Genomic DNA, 26739 nt, shown 5'->3' on the forward strand with positions numbered 1-26739 from the left:
CGCCGAGCCCCAAGCCCGCGAGCACGCGGAACCCAGGCCCCGCCGGCGATTCAGGCGCGGGGCTCGGATCCGAGCCCCGAGGGGGGCGCGCGCACGGGGCGGGCGGGGGCGGAGCCCCGAGGGGGCTACCAGGTCGGGGGGCTGGCGATCGCGCGGGCCAGGACGTCGTCCAGGACGCGGGACGTCGTTTCCACGTCGTACTTCGAGTTGTCGATGATAGGCAGGCCCGAGCCGTACCAGCCCGCCATCCGGCCGTGGATGCCCGCGACCTCCTCGTCCGAGAGACGGCGGTTGCCCGTGCGCTCAGCGTTCCGTTCGAGGACGATCTCCAGGCCCGGCAGCAGCACCACCGGCAGCAGGCCGGGGCCCACATGGCGCTTCCAGCCGCCGAGGCCCACGACCGGGCGGTCGGGGAAGACCGCGTCGTCGAGGATGCAGGAGATCCCGTTGGCCAGGAAGTTGCGCGCGGCGAAGCCGCAGGTGCGGCGGGCGAGGCGGTACTGGGCCTCGGAGTTGTCGTTCCAGCCGTCCTGGGGGTCGGCGAAGCCGGAGCAGACCCACTCGCGGACGTCGTCGAGGCTGATGTGCGCCGTGGGCACGCGGCGGTGCTTCGCCCAGTGGCGGGCCACCGTCGTCTTGCCCGCGCCGGCGGGGCCGATCAGCAGCACGGCGAGCATGGCCGTCCCCGTGCCGATGTCCGCCGGAGGCGGGTCGGGTATCGGGACGGGCTGTCCGGGCGGCAGTTGGATGTGGCCCGTCGTCTCACGGGGCGGCGGCGGGGACGGGTGTTGCGGCGCGGACCGGTGCTGCGGCGCGGCGGGCCACCCCGGCTGCGCGGGGCCGGACATCGGAGGAGGCGGGGGCGGTGGGGGCGGCGGCCCGGTGGGAGGGCCGGGGACCGGACCCGGGTGGTGGGCGCTGGGTGTCCACGCGGCCGGTCCCTGCCCCGGGCGGTGGTGAGGCGGCAGCGGAGCCCCCACTGCGTGCTGCATCCGGTGCCACTCCGTCTCGTGCGACTGACGCTGATCTACCGAACGGTACCCTCCCGGAGCCGTTCGGATGTGCGACCGCCCCCGGCCGCTGTCGCCACAACGGCCGGGGGCGGCGAGAAGTGCCCGGTCCCGGCGTCAGCCGTCCAGTTCGTCGGCCAGCGCGCGCAGCGCGAGCCGGTAGGAGCCGATGCCGAAGCCCGCGATGGTCCCGCTGGCGACCGACGCGACCACGGACGTGTGCCGGAAGGCCTCGCGGGTGTACGGGTTGGAGATGTGCACCTCGATCAGCGGCGCGGTCCGCTGGGCCGCCGCGTCGCGCATCCCGTACGAATAGTGCGTGAACGCACCGGGGTTGAGAACGACCGGAATCGATCCGTCGGCCGCCTCGTGGAGCCAGCGGATCATCTCGCCCTCGTCGTTGGTCTCCCGGACCTCGACGTCGAGACCGAGTTCCTTGCCGAGCGCCTGACAGGTCTCCACGAGCCCGGCGTACGACGTCGCGCCGTACACGTCCGGCTCGCGGGAGCCCAGGCGGCCGAGGTTGGGGCCGTTGAGCACCAGCGTCCGGCGGCTCATGCGGAGACCTCCCCATACGCGGCCATCAGCACCGCCGGGTCGGGGCCCTCGAGGACGGTCGGCTTGGCGAGGCCGTCGAGGACGATGAAACGCAGCAGGTTGCCACGGGACTTCTTGTCGACCTTCATGGTCTCCAGCAGCTTGGGCCACTGGTCGCCGCGGTAGGTCAGCGGGAGCCCGACGGACTCGAGGACGGCGCGGTGCCGGTCGGCGGTGGCGTCGTCCAGCCGCCCGGCGAGGCGGCCCAGTTCGGCGGCGAAGACCATGCCGACCGACACGGCCGCGCCGTGGCGCCACTTGTAGCGCTCGTTCTTCTCGATCGCGTGGGCGAGCGTGTGACCGTAGTTGAGGATCTCGCGCAGGCCGGATTCCTTGAGGTCGGACGAGACGACGTCCGCCTTGACCCGGATGGAGCGGACGATCAGCTCGTGCGTGTGCGGGCCCTCCGGCGTCCGCGCACCCTCGGGGTCGGCCTCGATGAGGTCGAGGATCACCGGGTCGGCGATGAAACCGGCCTTGATGATCTCGGCCATGCCGCTGACGTAGTCGTTGACCGGCAGTGAGTCGAGCGCGGCCAGGTCGCAGAGCACGCCCGCCGGCGGGTGGAAGGCGCCGACGAGGTTCTTGCCCTCGGCGGTGTTGATGCCGGTTTTGCCGCCGACGGCCGCGTCCACCATGGCGAGCACGGTCGTGGGCACGGCGATCCAGCGCACGCCGCGCAGCCAGCTGGCCGCGACGAACCCGGCGAGGTCGGTCGTGGCTCCGCCGCCGACGCCGACGATCACGTCGGTGCGGGTGAAGCCGGTCTGTCCGAGCGCCTTCCAGCAGTAGGCGGCGACCTCGGCGGTCTTGGCCTCCTCCGCGTTGGGCACCTGGATGGCGACGGCCTCGTAGCCCTGGTCGGCGAGGTCCGCGCGCAGTGCCTCACCGGTCTCGGCGAGCGCCTCGGGGTGGATGACGGCCACGCGCTGCGCCTTGGGCCCGATCAGCCCGCCCAGCTCGCCGAGGAGCTGCCGGCCGACCAGCACCTCGTACGGGTCGGTGCCGGCCGTGCCGCCGACCTGGATACGCGTCACTGCCTGGTCAGTCACTTCTTCTCCTGCCGGGGGTCCGGGGATGGTCCCCCGGAAGATGCAGTCTCCTGCCGGGGGTCCGGGGTGTCGTCACCCGGAATTACCGTGTTCGGCTCCAGTGCGTCGAGGACCGCGCGGGCGACCTCGTCAGGTGTGCGGTCGTCCGTCGCGACGACGACACGGGCCACCTCGGTGTACAAGTGGCGGCGTTCGTCCATGAGTTCGCGCCAGCGCCGCCGCGGGTTGACGGCGAGCAGCGGACGGGCGGTGTTGAGTCCGACGCGCCGCACCGCTTCGTCGACGTCCATCGACAGATAGGCGACGGGAAGTCCGGCCAGCAGCTCCCGGGTGCCCTCGTCGAGGATGGCCCCGCCGCCGAGGGCGAGGACGCCGGTGTGCTCGGCGAGCGCGGCGCGGACGGCCGCGCGCTCCAGCTCGCGGAAGTACGGCTCTCCCTCGTCGACGAAGATGTCGGCGATCTCCCGGCCCTGCGCGGCCACGATGTCGGCGTCCGTGTCCCGGAACCCGACGCCGAGGAGCCCGGCCAGCAGCTCTCCGACCGTGGACTTGCCCGAGCCCATCGGCCCGACGAGGACGATCAGCGGGGCGCTCACCGGATGTGCAGGTTGTCGAGGTACGACTGCACGTTGCGGCGGGTCTCGCCGACGCTGTCGCCGCCGAACTTCTCGGCGACGGCGTCCGCGAGGACCAGCGAGACCATGGCCTCGGCGACGATGCCGGCGGCGGGCACGGCGCACACGTCGGACCGCTGGTGGTGCGCGGCGGCCGGCTCGCCGGTGGTGACGTCCACCGTTCTGAGGGCGCGCGGTACGGTCGCGATCGGCTTCATCGCGGCCCGGACGCGCAGCAGCTCGCCGGTCGACATGCCGCCCTCCGTACCGCCGGCACGGCCGGAGCTGCGGCGGATGCCGTCGTCGCCGGGCAGGATCTCGTCGTGCGCCTGGGAGCCGGGCACCCGGGCGAGCTCGAAGCCGTCGCCGACCTCGACGCCCTTGATGGCCTGGATGCCCATGAGCGCGGCGGCGAGCCGGGCGTCGAGGCGGCGGTCCCAGTGGACGTGCGAGCCGAGCCCGACGGGCACGCCGTACGCGAGGACCTCGACGACGCCGCCGAGGGTGTCGCCGTCCTTGTGGGCCTGGTCGATCTCCGCGACCATCGCCTTGCTCGCGTCGGCGTCCAGGCAGCGGACGGGGTCGGCGTCCAGGCGCTCCTCGTCGGCGGGGACCGGGACGACGCCGTACGGCGCCTTGGCCGAGGCGAGCTCGACGACGTGGGAGACGATCTCGATGCCCGTCGTCTCCTTGAGGTACGAACGGGCCACCGCGCCGAGCGCGACGCGCGCCGCGGTCTCACGGGCGCTCGCCCGCTCCAGGATCGGCCGGGCCTCCTCGAGCGCGTACTTCTGCATGCCGGCGAGGTCGGCGTGGCCGGGGCGGGGACGGGTCAGCGGCGCGTTGCGCGCCAGCTGGGCGAGTTCGTCGGGGTCGACGGGATCGGCCGCCATGACCTTCTCCCACTTCGGCCACTCGGTGTTGCCGACCATGACAGCCACCGGGGAGCCCATGGTGAGACCGTGCCGGACGCCGCCGAGGAAGGTCACCTCGTCGCGCTCGAACTTCATCCGGGCACCGCGCCCATAGCCGAGGCGCCGCCTGGCGAGGTGGTCCGCCACCATCTCGGTGGTGATCGGCACACCGGCGGGAAGACCCTCCAGCGTCGCCACCAGTGCGGGTCCGTGCGACTCGCCCGCGGTCAGCCAACGCAACCTGCTCAACGGTGCTCCTCATGCTCGCGCGTGGAACTGCGACGGCGCGGCCTGGGGAAACCTCCCGGCAGGGGCCGGGGAGGCGCGGCCCTGGCCCGCCTCCCTCGATCCTCCCACGTCCGCGCCCGGCTCCCGGCCACCGGTCCACCTGGCGGACGCCCGTGGACAGCCGGCAGCGGGTCGTCAGTCGCCGTCGCGGCGCTGCTGCGGCGCGTACGACCCGAGGTAGTCGGCGCCGCTGGGCTGCTGCGCCGGGGCCTGCGGGGCCTGCTGTGCCGGGGCGTACTGACCGAGGTAGTCGGCGCCGCTGGGCTGCTGCGCCGGGGCCTGCGGGGCCTGCTGTGCCGGGGCGTACTGACCGAGGTAGTCGGCGCCGCTGGGCTGCTGCGCCGGGGCCTGCGGGGCCTGCTGTGCCGGGGCGTACTGACCGAGGTGGTCCGCGCCGCTGCCCTGGCTGCCGGGGGCCGTGGGCACGGGCTGCGGGTTGCGCGCCGCACGGCGCCGCGCGATCTTCTTGCGGATCGAGGACACCCAGCCGAGGACGACCAGCAGGATGATCAGGCACAGAATCGGGATCTGCAGCCAGTCGGGCAGGAACTGGACGATGCCCTCGAAGATGTTCTTGGCGATCGACGCCTGCGGCTGACCGGTTTCCATGGCCGGATTCCCCCTGTGCTGTTGACGTGCTCCTGATCGAACGCGCAGATCCTAGCGGGCTCCGAGCGCGCGTTCACCAGCGATACGCATGGCCCGCAGCGGCGCAGGCGAGCGGCCGGTCATCTGCTCGACCTGGAGCACCGCCTGGTGCACCAGGAGGTCGAGGCCGCCGACCACCGCGCCTCCCCTGCCGGACCACGCGGCCGCGAGCGCCGTGGGCCACGGCTCGTACAGCACGTCGAACAGCGTGCCCGGCCGCTCCGGCACCTCGGCCGCGAGGGCGTCGGTCGTGCCGGCAGGGGTCGTGGCGATGACCAGCGGAGCGCTCAGCGCCTCGGCGGCGGCGGACCAGTCGGCGACGCGGACGCCGACGCCGAGCCGCTCCCCCCAGCCGCGCATCTCGTCGGCACGGGCCGCGCTGCGCACGTACGCCGTGACCGGCCCGGCACAGATCTGCGCGAGCGCGGCGAGCGCGGAGGAGGCGGTGGCGCCGGCGCCGAGGACGGCGGCGGACTCGACCTTCTCCACGCCGCGTTCCCGCAGTGCGGCGACCATGCCGGGGATGTCGGTGTTGTCGCCGAGGCGACGGCCGTCGTCGGTGAACACGACCGTGTTGACGGCCTCCACCGAGGCGGCGGTGTCGCTGACGCCGTCGAGCAGCGGGATGATCGCCCGCTTCAGCGGCATGGTCAGCGACAGGCCCGCCCAGGACGCGTCCAGCCCCTCCACGAACGCCGGCAGCGCCGCCTCGTCGACCTCGAACCGGTCGTAGGACCAGTCGTCGAGGCCGAGTTCGGCGTAGGCGGCGCGGTGCAGCACCGGGGACAGGGAGTGCGCGATGGGCGACCCGAGGACGGCCGCCCGGCGAGCCCCGGGCCTAGCTGTCATTGAACTTGTCCTTCAGCTTCAGGAAGTCGTCGTGCGTCTTGGCGAACTCCGTCTTGCTCATGCCGTCCGTGGCGACGAAGTACATCCAGCCGTCACTCGTCGGGTTGAGGGCGGCCGCGATCGCCTCGTTGCCCGGGTTGCTGATCGGCCCGGGCGTCAGACCCTTCTGGGTGTACGTGTTGTAAGGGTCCTGATTGCTGTTGATCTCGTCCTCAGAGATGTCGATCTTGCTCTGACCCTTGAGGTAATTGAACGCGGAGTCGAACTGGAGCAGTTGGTTCGTCTCGGTGTTGGTGGGCTTGAGGCGGTTGTAGACGACCTCGGACATCTTGCGGAAGTCGTCGTGCGTCTTGCCCTCGACCTGGACCAGGCTGGCGAGCGTGAGCAGCTCCCAGGGGTTCTTGAGACCCAGGCCCTTGGCCTTCGCCTCCAGGCCGGCCTTCTCGTACTCCTGGTTGGCACGGGCGACCATCTTCTTGAGGACCGCCTCCGGCTTGGCGCCCTTGGCGACCGGATAGCTGGCCGGGAAGAGGAAGCCTTCGAGCGGGTCCTTGACGTCCGGGTGGTTCCTGGCCCAGTCCGGGAGGCCCAGGTTCCCGGCCTCCTTCTCGGCGATGTCCTGCGTGGTGCCCGGCTTCAGTTCGAGGCGCTTGTCTATGTCCGCGTAGACCTGGACGTTGCGCCTGCCCTCGGCAATGATCAGGTTGTTGCGGCTGGCGGGGCTCAGCATGAGCTCCACGGCGCTCGCCGCCGACATCTCCTTCTTCAGGACGTACACGCCGTCCTGGATCGTGTTGCCCTTCGGGTTCTTCTCCTGGGCGGAGACGAAGGCGTCGACGCTCTTGACGACGCCGGCCTCCTTGAGGATGTTGCCGATCTCGTAACCGGCGGCGCCCCTCGGGATCTCCACCTGGACCGATCCGCTGCCGTCGCCCGCGTAGTCCTCGGGGGCGCCGAACTGGTCCTGCCACAACTGGTATCCGACGTAGCCGACGCCGCCGAGGCCGCCGACGAGGACCGCCGCGACCACCAGGCAGGCCAGACCGTTGCGGCTCTTCTTCTTGCCCTTGCCACGCCGGTCGCGGCCCCCGCCGCGCGGCTCCTCGTCGTATCCGTCGTCACCGCGCCCGTCGTCGCCGGTGAAGAACGGGTGGGTCTCCTCCTGCGCCACCTCGTTGTCCCAGTCGGTGGCCGGTTCGGGCCCCGGCTGCCGGCGGCCGGGGGGCTGCGGCGGGGGATACGCCTCGGACGTGCCGTAGTAGTCGGCCTCGTGGGCACTGCCGTAGCCGGCGGGATGGCCCCCATGGCCGCCCGCCTGATCGGCGCCGTAGGGCATGGCCGTCTGCTGCCCGGTGTCCCAGCCGCCGTCGTACGGCTGCTGGTAGGGGTCATGCGCCTGCCGATAGGGGTCCTGCGTGCCGTACTGATGCTGGTACGCGTCGGGCTGCGTGCCGTACTGCTGCTGGTACGCGTCCTGCTGCGCCTCGGGGTACTGCTGCTGCGGCTGGGGGTACTGCTGCTGCGGCTGGGGGTACTGCTGCTGCGGCTGGCCGCCGTACGGAGCGTGGCCGGCCGCGGCCGCCTGGCCTCCCCATCCCTGGTCCCCGTACAAGGGGTCCTCGGGATGCCACGGTTCGGAGCCGGGGCCCCGGCCATACTCAGTCATCGATCCCCTAGGGCCGCGAGACGGCGCGAAACGATCCGCCTCTCTTGTGTGCGGCGGCTGTTCGAACACGCCGCATCGCGCGGAACGTTACCGTATCGCGATCAGACAACCACTTCGATGCCCTCTCCCGGAGCAATACCGGACGCCCGTTCGGACTCCAGAGCGTTCTGGAGGATCACCACAGCGGCAGCCTGATCGATGACGGACCTGCCCTTTTTGGACTTCACACCCGAAGCGCGCAGACCCTGGGTGGCCGTCACTGTGGTCATCCTCTCGTCCACCAGTCGTACCGGGACGGGCTTGATGCCCTGGGCGAGTGTCTGGGCGAAGCCGCGGACCTTCTTCGCCGCCGGTCCCTCACCGCCGCTGAGCGAGCGGGGCAGGCCGACGACGACCTCGATCGGCTCGTACTCCTCGACGAGTTGGCGCAGCCGCCGGTGGGCGGCCGGGATGTCGCGTCCCGGCACGGTCTCCACCGGCGTGGCGAGGAGCCCGTCGGGGTCGCACGAGGCGACCCCGATCCGGGCGTCCCCGACGTCGATCGCGAGACGACGTCCTCTGCGCATGGTCATCAGGCCGTCTCGGCGACGAGACGCTCGACGGCGGCGACGGCGTCGCCGATGGCGTCCGGGTTCTGGCCGCCGCCCTGGGCGACGTCCGGCTTGCCGCCACCGCCGCCGCCCAGCGTCTTGGCCGCCGTGCGGACCAGGTCGCCGGCCTTGAGGCCGCGCTCACGGGCGGCCTCGTTGGTGGCGATCACGGTGAGCGGACGCCCGCCCGAGGTGGTGAACACGGCGACGACGGCCGGGCGGTCACCGGGGATGCGGCCGCGGACGTCGAGGACCAGCTTGCGCAGGTCGTCGGCGGAGGTGCCGTCCGGCACGGTGCCGGTCACCAGGGCGACGCCGCGGACGTCCTTGGCGCCCTCGGCGAGACCGGCGGCGGCGCCCAGCACCTTCTCCGCACGGAACTTCTCGATCTCCTTCTCGGCGTCCTTCAGCTTGCCGAGCATGGCGGCGATCTTCTCCGGCAGCTCCTCGGAGCGGCCCTTGACGAGCTCCTGGAGCTGGGCGACGACCGTGTGCTCCTTGGCGAGGAAGCTGTACGCGTCCACGCCGACGAGGGCCTCGACGCGGCGCACGCCGGAGCCGATCGAGGACTCGCCCAGCAGCTTCACCAGCCCCAGCTGGGCGGTGTTGTGGACGTGCGTGCCGCCGCACAGCTCCTTGGAGAAGTCGCCGATGGTCACGACCCGCACGCGCTCACCGTACTTCTCGCCGAACTCGGCGATGGCTCCCTGCTTCTTGGCCTCGTCGATGCTCATGACCTCGGCGTGGACGTCGAGCTCACGGGCGAGGACTTCGTTGATCTTCTGCTCGACATCGGTGAGGACCGTGCCGGGGACGGCGTTCGGCGAGCCGAAGTCGAAGCGGAAGCGGCCCGGGGAGTTCTCCGAGCCGGCCTGGGCGGCCGTGGGGCCCAGGGCGTCGCGCAGCGCCTGGTGGGTCAGGTGCGTGGCGCTGTGGGCGCGGGCGATGGCGCGGCGGCGGCGTACGTCGATGGCGGCGTGGGCCGAGGCGCCGACGGTGACCTCGCCGACCTGGACGACGCCCTTGTGGACGCTGACGCCCGGGACGGGCTGCTGGACGTCGCGGACCTCGATGACGGCGCCCGTGTCGATCCTGATCCGGCCCTGGTCGGCGAGCTGGCCACCGCCCTCGGCGTAGAAGGGGGTGCGGTCGAGGACGACCTCGACCTCGTCGCCCTCGGAGGCGGCCGGGGAGGAGACGCCGTCGACGAGCAGGCCGACGACGGTGGACTCCCCCTCGGTGGAGGTGTAGCCGGTGAACTCGGTGATGCCGGAGTGGTCGGCGACCTGGCGGTAGGCGGACAGGTCGGCGTGGCCGGACTTCTTGGCCTTGGCGTCGGCCTTGGCCCGGTCCCGCTGCTCCTTCATCAGACGGCGGAAGCCGTCCTCGTCCACGCTCAGGCCCTGCTCGGCGGCCATCTCGAGAGTGAGGTCGATCGGGAAGCCCCAGGTGTCGTGGAGCAGGAACGCCTTGTCGCCGGAAAGGACGGTGCCGCCGGCGGCCTTGGTCTCGGTGACGGCGGTGTCGAGGATGTTGGTGCCGCCCTTGAGGGCCTTGAGGAAGGCGGCCTCCTCGGCGGCGGCGACGGTCTCGATGCGCTTGCGGTCGGTGCCCAGCTCCGGGTACTGCTGCCCCATCGTCTCGATGACGACGTCGACCAGGTCCTTGACGACCGGGCCGGTGGCGCCCATCAGCCGCATGTTGCGGATGGCGCGGCGCATGATGCGGCGCAGCACGTAGCCGCGGCCCTCGTTGCCCGGGGTGACACCGTCGCCGATGAGCATCGTGGACGTACGGATGTGGTCGGCGACCACGCGCAGGGAGACGTCCGAGGCGTGGTGGGCGCCGTAGCGGACGCCGGTCAGCTCGGTGGCCCTGTCCATGACGACGCGCAGGGTGTCGGTCTCGTACATGTTCTGCACGCCCTGCAGGATCATCGCGAGGCGTTCGAGGCCGAGGCCGGTGTCGATGTTCTTCGACGGCAGGTCGCCGAGGATCGGGAAGTCCTCCTTGCCGTCGCCGGCGCCGCGCTCGTACTGCATGAAGACCAGGTTCCAGATCTCCACGTAGCGCTCGTCGTTGACGGCCGGGCCGCCCTCCTCGCCGAACTCCGGACCGCGGTCGTAGTTGATCTCGGAGCACGGTCCGCAGGGGCCGGGGACGCCCATGGACCAGAAGTTGTCCTTCTTGCCGAGGCGCTGGATGCGCTCGGCGGGCACGCCGATGACGTCGCGCCAGATCTGCTCGGCCTCGTCGTCGTCCAGGTAGACGGTGATCCAGAGCTTCTCCGGCTCCAGGCCGTAACCGCCCTTGTCCTGGGGGCTGGTGAGCAGCTCCCAGGCGAGCTTGATGGCGCCTTCCTTGAAGTAGTCGCCGAAGGAGAAGTTGCCGCACATCTGGAAGAACGTGCCGTGGCGCGTGGTCTTGCCGACCTCTTCGATGTCCGGCGTGCGCACGCACTTCTGCACGCTGGTGACACGGGGGGCGGGCGGCTTGACCTCGCCGAGGAAGTACGGCTTGAAGGGGACCATGCCCGCGGGCACCAGCAGCAGAGTCGGGTCGTCCGCGATGAGCGACGCCGAAGGGACGACGGTGTGCCCGCGCTCCTCGAAGAAGCTCAGCCAGCGGCGGCGGATTTCAGCCGACTCCATCAGTGGTCCTCATTCCGGTCGTACGAAGTCTCGGGGCCCGAGGCTTCGGTGGTGTCCTTGGTCGTGCGGTACGAGTCTTTGGTCCTGCTGTGCAGGTACGTGACAGGTGCGGGCCGGTCGGGCTCGATCGCGGCCCGGCGCCCGGCTGCGGGGAGTTCACCGCCGGGTGCCGCGTTCAGTCCCAGGACCTCGCCCAGTTCGGCCTCGCGCCGGAGCATCTGCGCGCGGATGTCGACGGCGATGTCCTTGAGACGGTGGCCCGCGTCGATCGCCTTGTCGGCCGCCTGGGCGGCGAGGCTCTCGGGGGTGAGCTGCTTGAGCTTGCGGTTGACCTTGGTGGTGGCCCAGACACCGGCCGCGGCACCCGCGGTGAACCAGAACGTGCGGCGGAACACGGTGCCTCAGCCCTTCCGCTTCTTGCGTCGCGCGGGGGGCACGGACCGGCCGACGATCACGCTGCGCCTCGTCTCCGGTGCCGGGGCGTCGTCGCCTCTGCGGCTGAGCGCCTGCCGTACGCCGTACCCGAAGGCGGCGACCTTGACGAGCGGTCCGCCGAACGTCGACGCGACGGTCGTGGAGAGCGCCGAGGCGTTGGAGGTGACCTCCTGGACATCGCTCGCGATGGCGTCCACCCGGTCGAGCTGGGTCTGCGCGGCGCGCACGGTCGCGGAGGCGTCCGCCAGCAGGGGCACCGCCTGTTCGGTCACGTCCGCCACGAGTCTGGTGGTCGCTCTGAGCGTCTGCGCCAGCCTCACCAGCACCACGGCCAGGAAGGAGACCAAGATCGCCCAGAAGACGGCCACCAGAATCCCGGCAACCTCTCCACCGGTCACTGCGCACCGCTCTCTGCTGTCGTCTGGCACCTGAAAAGTCGTATCCCGACCCTATCGCGCCCCGGGTGGCACCCCATACCGCATTAGCGGTCGGCAAGCGGTGGCCACGAGGCTCCGATTGTACGGAGCGCTTACGGCTCAGTACGCTGCGTGCCCTATGCGACGATCCTCTCGCGCCGGCTCCTCCCCCGGCGACCGGATGCCCCCTCGGAGCGGTCTTCCCGCAGAACTGAACCGCTTCGTGGGCCGGGCGGACGAGCTCGCCGCCCTCGGCGGCGCGCTGGACCGCTCCCGGCTGGTGACGGTGGTGGGCGCCGGAGGCATCGGCAAGTCGCGGCTCGCGCTGCACGCCGCGGCCGCCCTGCAGATCCGGTACGGGGACGGCGTCTGGCTCACCGAGCTGTCCCTGCTGCGTGACCGTGAACTGGTCGCCCACGCCTTCGTGGAGTCGCTGTCCCTGACCGACCACACCAGCCGGCCCCCGCGTGAGGTCCTGCTCGGCCATCTGTCGCACCGGCGGGCCCTGCTCGTCGTCGACGGGTTCGAGCATCTGGTGGACGAGTGCGCCGCGCTCCTGCACGAGGTGCTGCGCCGAGCCCCGGGCGTGCAGGTGCTCGCCGCGGGCCGCAGGCCGCTGCGCCTGGACGGCGAGAGCGTCCTGCCGCTCGGCCCGATGCCGGAGGACGACGCCGCCGCGCTGTTCACCGACCGGGCCGCGGGCACGCTGCCCCAGTGGCGGCCGGACGAGGCGGACCGGCCGCGGGTGCGCGAGCTGTGCCGGCGCCTCGACGGGATCCCGCTGGCGCTCGAACTGGCCGCGGGCCGCCTGCCCGTTCTGTCCGTCGGCCAGTTGCTGCACCGGCTCGACGACCGTTTCGCGCTGCTGACCGGGGGCGCCCGCGGCGCCCTGCCGCGCCACCGGACCCTGCGTACGGCCGTGGGCTGGAGCCATGAGCTGTGCCGGCCCGAGGAGCGGCTGCTGTGGGCCCGGCTGTCGGTGTTCGCCGGGCAGTTCGACCTGGAGGCGGCGGAGTACATCTGCAGCGGTCCGGATCTGCCCGCCGAGACGGTGCTCGACGTGCTGGGCGAGCTCATCGCGCAGTCGGTGGTGGGCCGCGAGGAGACGCCGGCGGGTGTCCGGTACCGGATGCTGGACACCGTCCGCGCGTACGGCGCCGAGTGGCTGGCCGCCCTCGGCGACGACGAGCGGCTGCGCAGACGGCACCGCGACTGGTACGTGGGCCTGGCGACCTGGTGCGAGCTCGAGTGGTTCGGCCCGCGCCAGGCCGAGGTCGCGGCCTGCGCCGACAGTGCGCTGCCCAATCTGCGGACCGCTCTCGAACTGTGCCTGGAACGGCCGGAGGAGGCGCATCTGGGCCAGTACCTCGCCGGCACGCTCTGGTTCTCCTGGGTGGGCTGCGGCCGCCTGGCCGAGGGCAGGCACTGGCTGGAGCGGTCGCTGGCACACGGCACCGAGCACGTGGACTGCCGGCTGAAGGCGCTGTGGGTGCTCGGCTACGTGGCGATCCTCCAGGGCGACAACAGCGTGGCGGCGGCCGCCCTGTACGAGTGCGAGGAGGGCGCCGAGCTCACGGGGAACCGGGTGGCCGCCGCGTACGCCGTGCACCGCAAGGGGTGCCTCGCGCTGCTCGGCGACGACATGCCCCGGGCGGAGAAGCTGCTGCGCGCGGCTCTCGCCGCGTACGACGCCGAGGGCGAGCTGAACAGCAACGTGCTGATGGGGCGGGTCGAGCTGGCCATGTCCCTGGTCTTCCAGAACCGGCTGGAGGCGGCCGTCGCCGTGTGCGAGGAGGTGCGCGAGGTCTGCGAGGAGCACGGCGAGCGCTGGACGCGCTCCTACGCGCTGTACGTGCTGGCCTACGCGGCGTGGACGGCCGACGACCACGCGCGGGCCCGCGCACTGCTGTCGGAGTGCATCGCCGTCGACCACCGGTTCCACGACCTCGTGGGCCTGGTGCTGGCGCTGGAGCTGCTCGCGCTGGTGACCGCGAGCGAGGGTGACGCGGCGGAGGCGGCGGTGCTCCAGGGTGCGACCGCCCCGATATGGGACTCGGTGGGTGTGCCCCTGTTCGGATCCGGCCATTTCGGTGCGCCGCGCGCGCTGTGCGACCAGCGCACGCGGCGACTGCTCGGCACGGAGCGGTACGAGGCGTGCGTGGCGGAGGGCAGGACGCTGTCACCGGACGCGGTGGTGCGCCGCGTGCTGGCGGCTCGCAAGGACGTGCGGCCGTTCCCGGTGCGGCAGCGCGATGCGCGGCCCGCGGCCCCGCACACGCGAGAGCCCGCCGGCTCCCCCACCGGAAACGGCGGGGAAGCGGCGGGCTGAGGCGCGGGGAGCTACTCCGCCGGCTGCCGCTGGGAGGACCCCAGGATCAGCGGGCGTAGTACTCGACGACCAGCTGCTCGTCGCAGATGACCGGGATCTCCTTGCGCTGCGGGTCACGGTCCAGGCGGAACGCCAGGGCCTTCAGGTTGACCTGCAGGTAGCGCGGGGTCTCACCGTCGGCGGCGAAGCCACCCTCGCGAGCGACCTGGAACAGGGCCTTGTCGCGGGAGCGCTCGCGGACCATCACGACGTCGTCGGGACGGACACGGAAGGACGGCTTGTCGACCTTGCCGCCGTTGACCTCGATGTGGCCGTGGACGACCATCTGACGGGCCTGGTAGATGGTGCGGGCGATGCCCGAACGCAGGACCAGGGCGTCGAGGCGGCGCTCGAGCTCGATGACGAGCGCGTCGCCGGTCTTGCCCTCGGCCTTCTTGGCGCGGTCGTAGGCGCGCGCCATCTGGCGCTCGCTGATGTCGTACTGGGCGCGCAGACGCTGCTTCTCGAGCAGACGGACCTTGTAGTCCGAGTTCTGCTTGCGGCCACGGCCGTGCTCGCCCGGCGGGTAGGGGCGGGCCTCGAAGTACTTGACGGCCTTCGGCGTCAGCGCGATACCGAGCGCACGGGACTTCTTGACCTTGGGACGCGACTGGTTAGGCACGTTCTCCAGACCTCCGTTGTAGGTTAGGTTAGGCTCACCTTACTCAAGGAGATCGCATGTCTCGCCCTGGGAACACCAAGCGCATCACGGACAGCACGAAGAACGCCGACGCTTCGTCGAGCGTCGAGGTGACGGAGGTCCGATCAGCTCATGGTCAGCCGCGTCCCAGCGGGCTTGAAATCACTCGGATGCCGTCAGCAGCCGAGCGCACACGAACTCTCGTACAGAGTACATGCTCGGCGGTGCTGCTCGTTCCCGGAGTGGAGGGGGCCCGGCCCGACCAGCTGAGCCCCGAGGCCAGGGCGTTCGGCTCGGACGGGGAGGTGTTCCTCCTCTTCCCGGCGGACTCCCCCGTCGTCCGGGCCGCGACCCACGCGCAGGACGACGAGCTCTCGGCCGTGCTGGAGATCACCGACGTCGCGCCGGTCGCCGTGCCCAACCGTATCCGCGGCCGCGCCTGGGTCTCCGGCTGGCTGACCTGCGCGCCCGGCCTCGCGACCGAGCCCGGCGCCATGATGCTGCGCCTGGAGGTCGGTGAGGCGAGCGTCGACGACCTGTGGGGCGCGTCCGCCGTCGAGGCGGAGGAGCTGGCGCAGGCGTCCGCCGACCCGCTCGTGGCCCACGAGACCGAACTGCTCCAGCATCTGCACGCCGCGCACTTCGACCAGGTGCAGGCGCTCGCGGGACTGCTCGGCGAACGCGGCACGGACACCACGGGCCGGGGACGGCAGGCGGTGCCGCTGGCCCTGGACCGCTTCGGACTGCGTGTGCGGTTCACCGGGGAGCAGCCGTTCGACGCCCGCTTCGACTTCCCGGAGCCCGTGCGGGACATCACCGCGCTGCGGCGCGCGATGCACACGCTCTTCGGGGCCACCGCGCACTGACAGGCACGGCGGGCTACTTCGCGTCCCCGCGCAGCCGCTCGCGCACCTTCTCCACCACGTCCGCGTACCGCGCCTCGGCGCCGTAGCGTGTGGGCTCGTAGTACCGGCGGCCGTGGACCGCGTCCGGCGCGTACTGCTGGGCGGCGATGCCTCCGGCGACGTCGTGCGGATAGACATAGCCCTGGGCGTGGCCGAGCTTCTGGGCTCCCTTGTAGTGGCCGTCGCGCAGGTGCGGCGGGACGGGGCCGGCGAGGCCGTCGCGGATGTCCTGCCGGGCGGCCTGGATGGCGAGCGTGGCGGCGTTCGACTTCGGGGCGAGTGCCAGGGCGATCGTGGCGTGGCTGAGGGTGAGCGCGGCCTCGGGAAAGCCGATCATGGCGACGGCCTGGGCGGCCGCCACGGCGGTCGGCAGAGCTGTGGGGTCGGCGAGACCGATGTCCTCGCTGGCCGAGATCATCAGCCGGCGGGCGATGAACCGGGGGTCCTCCCCCGCCTCGATCATGCGGGCCAGATAGTGCAGCGCGGCGTCCACGTCCGAACCGCGAATCGACTTGATCAGCGCGCTGGCGACGTCGTAGTGCTGGTCCCCGTCGCGGTCGTACTTCACGGCGGCGCGGTCGACGGTCTCCTCGACGGTCTCGAGGGTGATCTCCTCCTCGCCCTTGTCGATGGCCGCGCCGGCCGCCGCCTCCAGGGCGGTCAGGGCCCGCCGGGCGTCGCCTCCCGCGATGCGCAGCAGGTGCGCCCTCGCGTCCCCCTGGAGGGTGAGCGCGCCGCCGAGCCCGCGCTCCTCGGTGAGCGCGCGCTCCAGCAGGGCGGCGATGTCGTCGTCGGTGAGCGGCTCCAGGGTGAGCAGCAGGGAGCGGGAGAGCAGCGGGGAGATCACGGAGAAGTACGGGTTCTCCGTGGTGGCCGCGATCAGGGTCACCCAGCGGTTCTCCACGGCGGGGAGCAGGGAGTCCTGCTGGGCCTTGGAGAAGCGGTGGATCTCGTCGAGGAAGAGGACGGTCTCCTTGCCGAACCCGCCCGCGGCCCGGCGGGCGCCGTCGATGACCGCCCGGACCTCCTTGACGCCCGCGGTGATGGCGGACAGTTCGACGAAGCGCTTGTTGGTCGCCTTGGAGACGACGTACGCGAGGGTGGTCTTGCCGGTGCCGGGCGGTCCCCAGAGGATCACCGAGGAGGCGCCCGCCGGGCCCGAGCCGCCCTCGCCGACGAGCCTGCGCAGCGGTGATCCGGGCTTCAGCAGATGCTGCTGGCCGACCACCTCGTCCAGGGTGCGCGGGCGCATCCGGACCGCCAGGGGGGTGCTGGTCGGGTCCTTCTCCTGGCGTTCTTCGGCTGCGGCGGTAAACAGGTCGGGCTCCACGTTGTGAAGCCTATGTCAGAGCGCCGACACCGCCGGTGGGCCGGTCAGCCGGTCCAGAAGTCCCACCAGCGGGTCAGCACCAGCATCCCGATGATCCCGACGTGCAGCACCGGCAGCACCCACGTGAACTCGCCGAGGAAACTTTGCAGTCCGGCCGGCGCGGGCAGCAGACCGTGACGGACGTTGTGCGAGGTCACGTACCAGAACATGACGATCGTGGCGACCCACGCCAGGCAGCACCACAGGCACAGCGCGTTGATCTCGTACAGCGACTGCTGCATCAGCCACGTGCAGAACCCGACCCCGAACAGCGTCCCCGCGTTCAGCCCCAGCCAGTACCAGCGGCGGTAGCGGGCCCCCGCCAGCAGAGCCATGCCGATCGCGATCACCATGCCGTACGTGACCAGACCGAGCATCGGGTTCGGGAACCCGAACACCGCCGCCTGCTCGCTCTTCATGATGTTCCCGCACGACACCACCGGATTGAGACTGCACCCCGGCGTGAACCCCGGGTCCTCCAGCAGCTTGAACTTGTCGATCGTGATCACCCACGCCGCCAGCAGCCCCGCCGCACCCGTGACCACCAGCATCCACGCGAACCCACGCCCCGCACCGACACGCCCGCGCGCGTCGTCCCCCGTCCCGGAGGACACGCCGTCAACCGCTGCAGTCGTCATATCGCCGTTCCATCGTTCGCCGGTCTGCTGGGCACCGCCATTCTGCCGCACCGCACCCGGTTCTCTCTGTTCGCTCCGGATAAGGAATGCCCCCGGGCGATGCGCCCTGACCGGCACAACGGCGAAGGGGCCCACGGCAGTTGACGCCGCGGGCCCCTTCGCGCCGTGCTGTCAGCCGAGCTCGGCGCGCAGCCTGGCGACCACGCCGTCCAGCGCGACGGGCTGCTGCTCGCCGGACTCCATGTCCTTGAGCTGGACCACGCCCTCGGACAGATCGCGCTCGCCCGCGACGAGGGCGTACCGGGCGCCCGAACGGTTGGCGTTCTTCATGGCGCCCTTGAGGCCCTTGCCGCCGTAGCTGAAGTCGGCGGCGACGCCGGCCTTGCGCAGCTCGGTCACCACGCCGAACAGCACCCGGCGAGCCTCCTCGCCGAGCGGGACCGCGTAGACGCTGGTGGCCTCGGGCAGGTCGAGCTCGATGCCCTCGGCCTCCAATGCCAGGACCGTGCGGTCGACGCCCAGAGCCCAGCCGACGGACGGCAGCGCCGGGCCGCCGATCATCTCGGACAGGCCGTCGTAGCGGCCGCCGCCGCCCACCGCGGACTGCGAGCCGAGACCGTCGTGGACGAACTCGAACGTGGTGCGCGTGTAGTAGTCGAGGCCGCGCACCAGCTTCTCGTCGTCCTCGAAGGCGACACCGGCCGCCGTCAGCAGCGCCCGCACCTCCTCGTGGTACGCCTTGCACGCGTCGCACAGGTAGTCGCGCAGCAGCGGCGCGCCCACCAGCTGCTTCTGCACGTCGGCGCGCTTGTCGTCGAGGACCCGCAGCGGGTTGATCTCCACCCGGCGGCGGGTGTCCTCGTCGAGGTCGAGGTCGCGCAGGAAGCCCTGGAGCGCCTCGCGGTAGACGGGGCGGCACTCCTTGTCGCCCAGGGAGTTCAGCAAGATGCGGAAGTCGCGCAGACCGAGCGAGCGGTAGGCCTGGTCGGCCAGGATGATCAGCTCGGCGTCCAGCGCCGGGTCCTCCGCTCCGATCGCCTCGGCGCCAACCTGCGAGAAGTGCCTGTAGCGGCCCTTCTGCGGCTTCTCGTAGCGGTAGTACGAGCCCGAGTACCAGAGCTTCACGGGCAGGTTGCCGGCCTTGTGGAGGTTCGCCTCCAGGGCCGCGCGCAGCACGGAAGCGGTGCCTTCCGGGCGCAGCGCGAGCCGGTCGCCGCCCTTGGTCTCGAAGGCGTACATCTCCTTGGTGACGATGTCGGTGGACTCGCCGACACCGCGCGCGAACAGCTCCACGTTCTCGAAGCCGGGCGTCTCGATGTAGCCGTAGCCGGAGTTCTTCAGCGGGGCGGAGATCGCGTCGCGCACCGCGAGGAACTTCGCGGAGTCCGGCGGGATCAGGTCGTACGTGCCCTTCGGGGCCTGGAAAACACTCACGGAAAGTCTCGTCACATTCCTCGTCGGGGAGCGGGCTGTGTGCTCCCGAGGCCGGCCGCCACCTCGCGCAGATACGGGTTGGTGGCGCGCTCACGGCCGATGGTCGTCTGGGGACCGTGGCCGGACAGCACCACGGTCGAGTCGTCGAGCGGCAGGCACACGCGGGCCAGCGACTCGAGCATCTCGTCCATGTCGCCGCCGGGCAGGTCCGTGCGTCCGATGGAGCCGGCGAACAGCAGGTCGCCCGAGAAGAAGACGGACGGAACGTCCGCGGACTCGGGCATCCGGAAAGTCACCGACCCCTTGGTATGGCCCGGTGCGTGCGCGACGGAGAAGTCGAGGCCGGCGAGGCTGAGCGCGGCGCCGTCGGTCAGCTCCTTGACGTCGTCGGGCTCCCCGACGGTCAGCTCGCCCATGAGCGGCATGCCGATGGAGCGGCCGAGGGCCTTCTCGGGGTCGCTCATCATGTAGCGGTCGGCCGGGTGGATCCAGGCCGGCACGTCATGGGCGCCGCAGACGGGTACGACGGAGGCGACATGGTCGAGGTGGCCGTGCGTGAGCACGACGGCGACGGGCTTGAGCCGATGCTTCCTGAGCGTCTCCTCGACCCCCTGGGCGGCCTGGTGGCCCGGGTCGATGATCACGCACTCCTCGCCGGCGGCGGGGGCGACCAGGTAACAGTTGGTCCCCCAGGCCCCGGCCGGGAACCCGGCAATAAGCACGATCGTCCTCAGTTCGGTCGTCGAGAGGCATGCGGCGGATCGACGGGCGGCGCTGCCGCGTCGATCACAGCAGTTCAGAGCCTACCGGCGCTGCTCACCACACAGCCAACCCGTATACGGTACGGGGCGAGGCCCGGCGGTCGGCGCCACGCCACGTGCACGGCACCTCGGCGGACACGACGTTTTCGACGTTCTCGACCTACAAGGAGAAGACCCGGTGGTCAGCAGCGATCAGCGGCGGCGGCAGCTCGCCAGGGAGAAGTTCGAGCGCCAGCAGCAGCGTCGGGAGCAGGCACGGAAGAAGGCGAAGCAGCGCAACGCGATCATCGCGGCCGCCCTGGCCGTCGTGGTCGCCGCCGGCGGCGCCGTCTACGCGGGCGCGGCCCTGAGCGACGGCGACAAGAACGACAGCGCCTCGTCGGACGCCTCGCCCAGCGCGACCCCGTCGCCGTCCGAGAGCAGCTCGCCCGAGCCTGCCATGTCGATCGACAAGAAGGCGAAGTACACCTTCGCCCTCAAGACGAACGAGGGCGACATCGCGATCGCGATGGACGCGGCGAAGACCCCCCGCACGGTCAACTCGTTCAAGTCGCTGGCGGACAAGGGCTACTTCAACGGCACCAAGTGTCACCGCCTCACTACGCAGGGCATCTTCGTCCTGCAGTGCGGCGACCCGAAGGGCGACGGCACCGGGGGCCCCGGCTACACGATCCCGGACGAGAACCTCACGGCGCTCGGCAAGGCGGGCGCCGACGGCACCGTGACGTACCCGGCGGGCACGGTCGCGATGGCGAACACCGGTCAGCCGAACTCGGGCGGCAGCCAGTTCTTCCTCGTGTACAAGGACAGCAAACTTCCGCCCACGTACACGCCGTTCGGCACGATGGACGAGAAGAGCCTGAAGGCCGTACAGGCCGTGGGCAAGGCCGGTGTCGAGGGCGGCGCGAGCGACGGCGCGCCCAAGAAGGCCGTCAGCATCGAGAAAGCCACCGTCCCCAAGGTGTGAGCCGGGCAATTTCGGCCGCGCTGAGTGCGGACAGCCAGGCGGCCGGTCGCCTAGATTGGCGTTGTGCAGCGCGGGCCGGCTTCGCGTTGCTCAGGACGGGCGAGGCCCGTCCCAGGAAACTGTGGACGATGCCCGGGGACGAACTCCCTCGCGGGCATCAGGTTGAGGAGGCGCTGTGAGCAGCGACCCGTGGGGCCGCGTCGACGAGACGGGCACCGTGTACGTGCGTACTGCCGAGGGCGAGAAGGTCGTCGGATCGTGGCAGGCGGGCTCTCCCGAGGAGGCGCTGGCCTACTTCGAGCGCAAGTACGAGGGCCTGGTGGTCGAGATCGGCCTCCTCGAGCGGCGGGTGAAGACCACCGATCTGTCGACCAAGGACGCCATGGCGGCGATCGACCACCTGCGTCAGCAGGTGGACGAGCACCACGCCGTGGGGGACCTCGACGCCCTGCGCGTGCGTCTCGACGCGCTCGTGGCGACGGTCGACAAGCGCCGCGAGGAGCGCAAGGCGCAGCGCGCGAAGCAGAGTGACGAGGCGCGTCAGGCCAAGGAGGCGCTGGTCACCGAGGCCGAGGAGCTGGCACAGAGCGACCAGTGGCGGGCCGCGGGTGAGCGGCTGCGGGCACTCGTGGACACCTGGAAGGGCCTGCCCCGGCTCGACCGGAAGTCCGACGACGAGCTGTGGCACCGCTTCTCGCACGCCCGCTCGGCGTTCTCCAAGCGCCGCAAGGCGCACTTCGCGTCGCTGGACGCGCAGCGCGAGGAGGCCCGTCAGACCAAGGAACGGCTGGTGGCCGAGGCCGAGGCCCTGTCCGGATCGACGGACTGGGGCCCCACCGCCGCCCGCTACCGCGACCTGATGGCGCAGTGGAAGGCGGCGGGCCGTGCCCAGCGCGAGGCCGAGGACGACCTGTGGAACCGCTTCCGCGGTGCGCAGGACGTCTTCTTCGCCGCGCGCAGCGGTGTGTTCGCCGAGCGCGACGCCGAGCAGGCGGAGAACCTCAAGCTCAAGGAGGAGCTCGCGGCCGAGGCCGAGAAGCTGGTGCCCGTGACGGACCTCAAGGCCGCCCGCGCCGCCTTCCGGTCCATCAACGAGCGCTGGGAGGCCATCGGCCACGTGCCGCGCGACGCCCGGCCGAAGGTCGAGGGCCGGATGCACGCGGTGGAGCGGGCCCTGCAGGAGTCCGAGGAGAACGAGTGGCGCCGGACGAACCCGGAGGCGCGTGCGCGTGCCGCGGGTCTGACGGGCCAGCTGCAGGCGGCCGTGGACAAGCTGCGTGAGCAGATCGACACGGCGCGCGCGGCGGGCAACAACGCCAAGGCGGACAAGCTCGCCAAGGAGCTCGAGGGCCGTCAGGCGCTGCTGGACCAGGCGCTGAAGGGCCTGGAGGAGTTCGGCGGCTGACGCGCCCGCCTTGGGCTCATGGGAGGGCCCCGGTACGCGATGCGTACCGGGGCCCTCCCGTACATCCGGCGCTTCCGGCGGGGGCCGTGCCGCTGCGCGGCAGCCGGCGAGCCCGTGGGCCGACGGCTCAGCCGCGCGCTCGAGCCGTCTCGGGGCTGTCGGCGGTGTACCGGCGCCTCGCGGCCCGTCAGGGGCGACGCGCGGAGGTGACGCGGTAGACGTCGTAGACGCCCTCCACGCTGCGGACCGCCTTCAGCACGTGGCCGAGGTGCTTGGGGTCGCCCATCTCGAAGGTGAAGCGCGAGGTGGCCACCCGGTCTCGGGAGGTCTGCACGGCCGCCGACAGGATGTTGACGTGCTGGTCGGACAGGACCCGGGTCACGTCCGACAGCAGCCGGGAGCGGTCCAGCGCCTCGACCTGGATGGCGACGAGGAAGACCGACGACTGGGTGGGCGCCCACTCGACGTCGAGGATCCGTTCGGGCTGCTGCGAGAGCGAGTCGACGTTGACGCAGTCCGCGCGGTGCACGGACACGCCGCTGCCGCGTGTCACGAAGCCGATGATCGGGTCGCCGGGGACGGGCGTACAGCAGCGGGCCAGCTTGACCCACACGTCCTCGACGCCCTTGACGACCACGCCCGGGTCCGCGTTGTTGCGGCGCTTGCTGCGGCTGCGGGAGGGCGGGGTGGACTCGGCGATGTCCTCGTTTGCGGCCTCCTCGCCGCCGAGGGCCTGCACCAGCTTCTGCACGACGCCCTGCGCGGCCACATGGCCCTCGCCGATCGCCGCGTACAGCGAGGAGATGTCGGGGTAGCGCATCTCGTGCGCGAGGGTGACCAGGGAGTCACCGGTGAGGATGCGCTGGATCGGCAGGTTCTGCTTGCGCATGGCGCGCGCGATGGAGTCCTTGCCCTGCTCGATGGCCTCGTCGCGGCGCTCCTTGGAGAACCAGGCGCGGATCTTGTTGCGGGCCCGCGGCGATTTGACGAAGCCGAGCCAGTCGCGGGAGGGGCCCGCGCCCTCGGCCTTGGAGGTGAAGACCTCCACCAGGTCGCCGTTGTCGAGGGTCGACTCCAGCGGGACGAGCCGGCCGTTGACCCGCGCGCCTATGGTGCGGTGACCGACCTCGGTGTGGACGGCGTAGGCGAAGTCGACGGGGGTGGCGCCCGCCGGCAGCGCTATGACGTCGCCCTTGGGCGTGAAGACGAAGACCTCGTTGCGGGACAGGTCGAAACGCAGGGACTCCAGGAACTCGCTGGGGTCCTCGGTCTCCTTCTGCCAGTCCAGCAGCTGCCGCAGCCAGGCCATGTCGTTGACGGTGTCCTGGCCCGCGGTGCCCTTGCCGGCCTTGGGTACGTCCGTACGGATCTTGGAGGCCCCGGCGACGGTCTCCTGCTTGTACTTCCAGTGGGCCGCGATGCCGTACTCCGCGCGGCGGTGCATGTCGAAGGTGCGGATCTGCAGCTCGACGGGCTTGCCGTTGGGGCCGATGACCGTCGTGTGCAGCGACTGGTACATGTTGAACTTCGGCATCGCGATGTAGTCCTTGAACCGGCCGGGGACCGGATTCCATCGCGCGTGCACCGTGCCGAGGGCCGCGTAGCAGTCGCGGACCGTGTCGACGAGGACGCGGATGCCCACCAGGTCGTAGATCTCCGCGAAGTCACGGCCGCGGACGATCATCTTCTGGTAGACGCTGTAGTAGTGCTTGGGGCGGCCGGTGACGGTGGCCTTGATGCGCGCCGCGCGGAGATCCGCCTGGACCTCGTCGGTCACTATGGCGAGGTACTCGTCGCGCTTGGGCGCGCGCTCGGCGACGAGGCGCACGATCTCGTCGTACATCTTGGGGTAGAGGATCGCGAACGCGAGGTCCTCCAGCTCCCACTTGATGGTGTTCATGCCCAGCCGGTGCGCCAGCGGGGCGTAGATCTCCAGCGTCTCGCGGGCCTTCTTCTCCTGCTTCTCCCGCTTGAGGTAGCGCATGGTGCGCATGTTGTGCAGGCGGTCGGCGAGCTTGATGACCAGGACGCGCGGGTCCTTGGCCATGGCGACGACCATCTTGCGCACGGTCTCGGCCTGCGCGGCCTCACCGAACTTGACCTTGTCCAGCTTGGTGACGCCGTCGACGAGCAGGGCCACGGAGTCGCCGAAGTCGCGGCGCAGCTGGTCGAGGCCGTACTCGGTGTCCTCGACGGTGTCGTGCAGCAGGCCGGCCATCAGCGTCGCCGGGTCCATGCCGAGCTCGGCGAGGATGGTGGTGACGGCGAGGGGATGCGTGATGTACGGGTCGCCGCTCTTGCGCTTCTGGCCGCGGTGCCAGCGCTCCGCGACCTGGTAGGCGCGCTCGACCTGGCGCAGCGTGGAGGTCTCGATCTTGGGGTCGTTGCTGCGCACGATCCGCAGCAGCGGCTCGAGCACCGGGTTGTACGGCGACGAGCGCTGCACGCCGAGACGGGCGAGACGGGCGCGTACCCGATTCGAGGAGCCGCCGGACCGCGACGTGGCGGGCGGTACGGGCTTGGGCGCGGAGACGGGCACCTGGCTCACGCGCTCGGGCGCGGCGGGCTGCGGCTGACGGTCCGGCTTCGGCTCGGGCGTGACAGGGGCTGCCGCGGCCTTTTCGGCCTTCTGGCCGGGCTGCGCGGCGGCGGACTGGGCCTCGTCTGGCAAGGGCACTCCTCGTGCGGTTCCGGGTCCCCGGTCAGGCCCGGAAAGCCCATGGTATCGACCTGGCAGTCCAGGTGCGCACGAGGCGGTGGGGAGGCGTGCGCCACAGGGGCCGCCTCGGACCACCGGGAACGGCGACGGGTGCCCCGGAGCGGATCCGGGGCACCCGTCGTGTGCCGTGCGGCGGCCGCGCGGCCGGCCGTCAGAGCGTGATCAGCGCCTCCAGCGGCGCCCCGCCCAGGGCGCCGTCCAACCGGTCACGGCCGCCGAGGAAGCCGAGCTCCATCAGGACCGCGATGCCCGCGACCTCCGCGCCCGCCCGCCGGATGAGCTCCAGCGAGGCCTCGGCGGTCCCGCCGGTGGCGAGGACGTCGTCGATGACCATGACGCGGTCCCCCGCGCTCAGGTCCTCGGCGTGCACCTCGATCTCGGCGGTGCCGTACTCCAGCTCGTACGCCTGTCCCAGCGTCGCCCCGGGCAGCTTGCCGGCCTTGCGCACCGGAATGAACCCGATGCCGGCGCGGACGGCGACCGGCGCCGCGAGGATGAAGCCGCGTGCCTCGAGGCCGACGATCTTCGTCGCGCCGTGGCGGACGCAGAGCTCGGTGAGCGCGTCCGTCAGCGCCGTGAAGGCGACGGGGTCCGCGAGCAGCGGCGTGATGTCCTTGAACACCACTCCCGGCTTCGGGTAGTCGGCGACGTCGCGGATGCGGCTGAGCAGCAGCTCCCTGGTGCCGGCGGCGGTCACCGGCGCCTGCCCGAGGGGCGCCCGCGCCCGCGGCCGCGCTGCCCGACGACGGCGCCGGCCGGCGCCGCGTCCTCCTGCACATCGTCGGCGTCGTCGGGGCCGTCGGTCTGCTCGGACTCCGCCGGCTCGCCCTTGGCCGCGGCGGCCGCGCGCTTGGCGAGCACCCGCTTCTTCAGGGCCTTCATCTGCGGCTCGCGCTCCTTGAGGTCGGCGACCAGCGGAGTGGCGATGAAGATCGAGGAGTACGCACCGGCGGCGAGACCGACGAACAGCGACAGCGAGATGTCGTTCAGCATGCCTGCGCCGAGGACACCGCCACCGATGAACAGAAGGCCGGCGACCGGCAGCAGGGCGACGACCGTGGTGTTGATCGAACGCACCAGGGTGCTGTTGATGCTGCGGTTGGCGATCTCGCTGTAGGTCCAGCGGGTCTGCTTGGTGATGTCCTTCGAGCCCTCCTTGAGGGAGTCGAAGACGACGACCGTGTCGTACAGCGAGTAACCGAGGATCGTGAGCAGACCGATCACGGTGCCCGGCGTGACCTCGAAGCCGACGAGGGCGTACACGCCGACGGTGATGGTGATGTCGTGGATCAGCGCGACCAATGCCGCGACCGCCATGCGCCACTCGAAGGCGATGGCCAGGTAGATCACCACGAGGATCATGAAGACGCCGAGGCCGGTCCACGCCTTGTTGGCGATCTGCTCGCCCCAGCTGGGCCCGACGAGCTCGGCGTTGATCCGCTCCGCGTCGACGTCGAGCGTCTCGGAGAGCTCGGCGGCGACCTTGTCGGCCTGCTGCGTGTCCAGCTCACTGACCTGGATGCGCATGCCGCCGGTGCCGAGCTCCTGGACGATCGCGGGGTGGCCGGAGGCCTCTTCCGCGGCTTCCTGGGCCTCGGTGACCGACACGCTGGTCTTCGGAGTGGTGAAGACGGCACCGCCCTTGAACTCGATGCCCATGTTGAGGCCCTGGACCACGAGGCCGAGGATGGCCGTGATGGTGATCAGGATCGAGACGCCGTACCAGATCTTGCGCTTGCCGACGAAGTCGTAGCCGACCTCGCCCTGGTACAGCCTGGCACCGAGGTTTCCGAGTCGTGACAT

The 26739-nt window shown here is 71.3% G+C and carries 24 protein-coding genes; 4 read left to right on the forward strand and 20 right to left on the reverse strand.

Translation table 11 applies throughout. From position 1 onward, the window contains the following. Positions 1 to 125: 125 nt before the first annotated feature. The 12 genes from HW130_RS31555 to HW130_RS31610 all read right to left on the reverse strand — a co-directional run bounded on the left by HW130_RS31555 (position 126) and on the right by HW130_RS31610 (position 11712). Positions 126 to 992: a Pro-rich N-terminal domain-containing protein gene (locus HW130_RS31555; protein ID WP_177153192.1), complete on the reverse strand. Its 867-nt coding sequence runs from the start codon at positions 990 to 992 to the stop codon at positions 126 to 128. 135 nt (positions 993 to 1127) lie between these two features. Then, positions 1128 to 1568 (reverse strand): type II 3-dehydroquinate dehydratase, encoded by a 441-nt coding sequence (aroQ, locus tag HW130_RS31560; RefSeq protein ID WP_177153193.1) that lies wholly within the window; start codon positions 1566 to 1568, stop codon positions 1128 to 1130. Next, the gene (gene aroB / locus HW130_RS31565) at positions 1565 to 2659 is read right to left on the reverse strand and encodes a 3-dehydroquinate synthase (protein WP_177153194.1); all 1095 of its coding nucleotides are present in this window, start codon (positions 2657 to 2659) and stop codon (positions 1565 to 1567) included. The genes aroQ and aroB overlap by 4 nt, the downstream gene beginning before the upstream one ends. After that, complete coding sequence (locus HW130_RS36415; RefSeq protein WP_177153230.1) at positions 2656 to 3222, reverse strand: shikimate kinase; 567 nt, start codon at positions 3220 to 3222, stop codon at positions 2656 to 2658. The genes aroB and HW130_RS36415 overlap by 4 nt, the downstream gene beginning before the upstream one ends. A gap of 29 nt (positions 3223 to 3251) precedes the next feature. Then, a complete protein-coding gene (gene aroC / locus HW130_RS31575; protein ID WP_177153195.1) occupies positions 3252 to 4436 on the reverse strand; it encodes a chorismate synthase in 1185 nt (394 codons plus the stop codon). Positions 4437 to 4610: 174 nt separating this feature from the next. Further along, the gene (locus HW130_RS31580; protein WP_256356468.1) at positions 4611 to 5084 is read right to left on the reverse strand and encodes a hypothetical protein; all 474 of its coding nucleotides are present in this window, start codon (positions 5082 to 5084) and stop codon (positions 4611 to 4613) included. A gap of 51 nt (positions 5085 to 5135) precedes the next feature. After that, positions 5136 to 5972, reverse strand: coding sequence for a shikimate dehydrogenase (locus HW130_RS31585; RefSeq protein ID WP_177153196.1), 837 nt, complete (start codon positions 5970 to 5972; stop codon positions 5136 to 5138). Beyond that, a complete protein-coding gene (mltG, locus tag HW130_RS31590) occupies positions 5962 to 7638 on the reverse strand; it encodes an endolytic transglycosylase MltG (RefSeq protein ID WP_177153197.1) in 1677 nt (558 codons plus the stop codon). The genes HW130_RS31585 and mltG overlap by 11 nt, the downstream gene beginning before the upstream one ends. A 101-nt stretch (positions 7639 to 7739) precedes the next feature. Next, a complete protein-coding gene (gene ruvX, locus HW130_RS31595; protein ID WP_177153198.1) occupies positions 7740 to 8210 on the reverse strand; it encodes a Holliday junction resolvase RuvX in 471 nt (156 codons plus the stop codon). After that, complete coding sequence (gene alaS, locus HW130_RS31600) at positions 8210 to 10879, reverse strand: alanine--tRNA ligase (protein ID WP_177153199.1); 2670 nt, start codon at positions 10877 to 10879, stop codon at positions 8210 to 8212. Before alaS ends, ruvX begins: the two co-directional genes overlap by 1 nt. Continuing rightward, on the reverse strand, positions 10879 to 11274 hold the full coding sequence (locus tag HW130_RS31605; protein ID WP_177153200.1) for a hypothetical protein: 396 nt from the start codon (positions 11272 to 11274) through the stop codon (positions 10879 to 10881). Before HW130_RS31605 ends, alaS begins: the two co-directional genes overlap by 1 nt. Before the next feature lie 6 nt (positions 11275 to 11280). Then, positions 11281 to 11712, reverse strand: coding sequence for a DUF948 domain-containing protein (locus HW130_RS31610; RefSeq protein ID WP_177153201.1), 432 nt, complete (start codon positions 11710 to 11712; stop codon positions 11281 to 11283). Positions 11713 to 11869: 157 nt separating this feature from the next. Here HW130_RS31610 and HW130_RS31615 point away from each other — a divergent pair, with 157 nt between their 5' ends. Next, the gene (locus tag HW130_RS31615; protein WP_177153202.1) at positions 11870 to 14059 is read left to right on the forward strand and encodes an AAA family ATPase; all 2190 of its coding nucleotides are present in this window, start codon (positions 11870 to 11872) and stop codon (positions 14057 to 14059) included. Between the two features lie 46 nt (positions 14060 to 14105). Here the strand turns inward: HW130_RS31615 and rpsD are convergent, their stop codons facing one another. Next, positions 14106 to 14720: a 30S ribosomal protein S4 gene (rpsD, locus tag HW130_RS31620; protein ID WP_177153203.1), complete on the reverse strand. Its 615-nt coding sequence runs from the start codon at positions 14718 to 14720 to the stop codon at positions 14106 to 14108. 188 nt (positions 14721 to 14908) lie between these two features. On the opposite strand from rpsD, the gene HW130_RS31625 reads away from it, so the two are divergent. Further along, positions 14909 to 15604, forward strand: a complete 696-nt coding sequence (locus tag HW130_RS31625; RefSeq protein WP_177153204.1) for a DUF2470 domain-containing protein — start codon at positions 14909 to 14911, stop codon at positions 15602 to 15604. Positions 15605 to 15617: 13 nt separating this feature from the next. On the opposite strand, the gene HW130_RS31630 is transcribed toward HW130_RS31625, so the two are convergent. The 4 genes from HW130_RS31630 to HW130_RS31645 form a co-directional block, all read right to left on the reverse strand. Then, positions 15618 to 16973: a replication-associated recombination protein A gene (locus HW130_RS31630; protein ID WP_177153205.1), complete on the reverse strand. Its 1356-nt coding sequence runs from the start codon at positions 16971 to 16973 to the stop codon at positions 15618 to 15620. Positions 16974 to 17017: 44 nt separating this feature from the next. Next, the gene (locus HW130_RS31635) at positions 17018 to 17650 is read right to left on the reverse strand and encodes a vitamin K epoxide reductase family protein (protein WP_177153206.1); all 633 of its coding nucleotides are present in this window, start codon (positions 17648 to 17650) and stop codon (positions 17018 to 17020) included. Positions 17651 to 17821: 171 nt separating this feature from the next. Then, entirely contained in the window at positions 17822 to 19084 is a 1263-nt protein-coding gene (gene hisS, locus HW130_RS31640) for a histidine--tRNA ligase (RefSeq protein ID WP_177153207.1), read from the reverse strand. Positions 19085 to 19095: 11 nt separating this feature from the next. After that, positions 19096 to 19806: an MBL fold metallo-hydrolase gene (locus tag HW130_RS31645; RefSeq protein ID WP_177153208.1), complete on the reverse strand. Its 711-nt coding sequence runs from the start codon at positions 19804 to 19806 to the stop codon at positions 19096 to 19098. Positions 19807 to 20023: 217 nt separating this feature from the next. On the opposite strand from HW130_RS31645, the gene HW130_RS31650 reads away from it, so the two are divergent. Together HW130_RS31650 and HW130_RS31655 are read left to right on the forward strand one after the other, a co-directional pair. Further along, complete coding sequence (locus tag HW130_RS31650) at positions 20024 to 20812, forward strand: peptidylprolyl isomerase (protein WP_177153209.1); 789 nt, start codon at positions 20024 to 20026, stop codon at positions 20810 to 20812. A gap of 175 nt (positions 20813 to 20987) precedes the next feature. After that, positions 20988 to 22217: a DUF349 domain-containing protein gene (locus HW130_RS31655; protein WP_177153210.1), complete on the forward strand. Its 1230-nt coding sequence runs from the start codon at positions 20988 to 20990 to the stop codon at positions 22215 to 22217. Between the two features lie 187 nt (positions 22218 to 22404). Here the strand turns inward: HW130_RS31655 and HW130_RS31660 are convergent, their stop codons facing one another. The 3 genes from HW130_RS31660 to secF all read right to left on the reverse strand — a co-directional run bounded on the left by HW130_RS31660 (position 22405) and on the right by secF (position 26739). Continuing rightward, positions 22405 to 24888, reverse strand: a complete 2484-nt coding sequence (locus HW130_RS31660) for a bifunctional (p)ppGpp synthetase/guanosine-3',5'-bis(diphosphate) 3'-pyrophosphohydrolase (protein WP_177153211.1) — start codon at positions 24886 to 24888, stop codon at positions 22405 to 22407. Positions 24889 to 25087: 199 nt separating this feature from the next. Then, on the reverse strand, positions 25088 to 25633 hold the full coding sequence (locus HW130_RS31665) for an adenine phosphoribosyltransferase (RefSeq protein WP_177153212.1): 546 nt from the start codon (positions 25631 to 25633) through the stop codon (positions 25088 to 25090). Then, positions 25630 to 26739 (reverse strand): protein translocase subunit SecF, encoded by a 1110-nt coding sequence (secF, locus tag HW130_RS31670; RefSeq protein ID WP_177153213.1) that lies wholly within the window; start codon positions 26737 to 26739, stop codon positions 25630 to 25632. Before secF ends, HW130_RS31665 begins: the two co-directional genes overlap by 4 nt.

This window comes from Streptomyces sp. PKU-EA00015 (assembly GCF_013387495.1).
GTDB lineage: Bacteria > Actinomycetota > Actinomycetes > Streptomycetales > Streptomycetaceae > Streptomyces.

What these genes read in the sequence shown, in the direction of transcription:
- HW130_RS31555 (WP_177153192.1), bottom strand. Translation starts at nt 992, where the DNA reads ATGCAGCACGCAGTGGGGGCTCCGCTGCCGCCTCACCACCGCCCGGGG.
- aroQ (WP_177153193.1), bottom strand. Translation starts at nt 1,568, where the DNA reads ATGAGCCGCCGGACGCTGGTGCTCAACGGCCCCAACCTCGGCCGCCTG.
- HW130_RS36415 (WP_177153230.1), bottom strand. Translation starts at nt 3,222, where the DNA reads ATGGGCTCGGGCAAGTCCACGGTCGGAGAGCTGCTGGCCGGGCTCCTC.
- HW130_RS31580 (WP_256356468.1), bottom strand. Translation starts at nt 5,084, where the DNA reads ATGGAAACCGGTCAGCCGCAGGCGTCGATCGCCAAGAACATCTTCGAG.
- HW130_RS31585 (WP_177153196.1), bottom strand. Translation starts at nt 5,972, where the DNA reads ATGACAGCTAGGCCCGGGGCTCGCCGGGCGGCCGTCCTCGGGTCGCCC.
- mltG (WP_177153197.1), bottom strand. Translation starts at nt 7,638, where the DNA reads ATGACTGAGTATGGCCGGGGCCCCGGCTCCGAACCGTGGCATCCCGAG.
- ruvX (WP_177153198.1), bottom strand. Translation starts at nt 8,210, where the DNA reads ATGACCATGCGCAGAGGACGTCGTCTCGCGATCGACGTCGGGGACGCC.
- alaS (WP_177153199.1), bottom strand. Translation starts at nt 10,879, where the DNA reads ATGGAGTCGGCTGAAATCCGCCGCCGCTGGCTGAGCTTCTTCGAGGAG.
- HW130_RS31615 (WP_177153202.1), top strand. Translation starts at nt 11,870, where the DNA reads ATGCGACGATCCTCTCGCGCCGGCTCCTCCCCCGGCGACCGGATGCCC.
- HW130_RS31625 (WP_177153204.1), top strand. Translation starts at nt 14,909, where the DNA reads ATGCCGTCAGCAGCCGAGCGCACACGAACTCTCGTACAGAGTACATGC.
- HW130_RS31635 (WP_177153206.1), bottom strand. Translation starts at nt 17,650, where the DNA reads ATGACGACTGCAGCGGTTGACGGCGTGTCCTCCGGGACGGGGGACGAC.
- secF (WP_177153213.1), bottom strand. Translation starts at nt 26,739, where the DNA reads ATGTCACGACTCGGAAACCTCGGTGCCAGGCTGTACCAGGGCGAGGTC.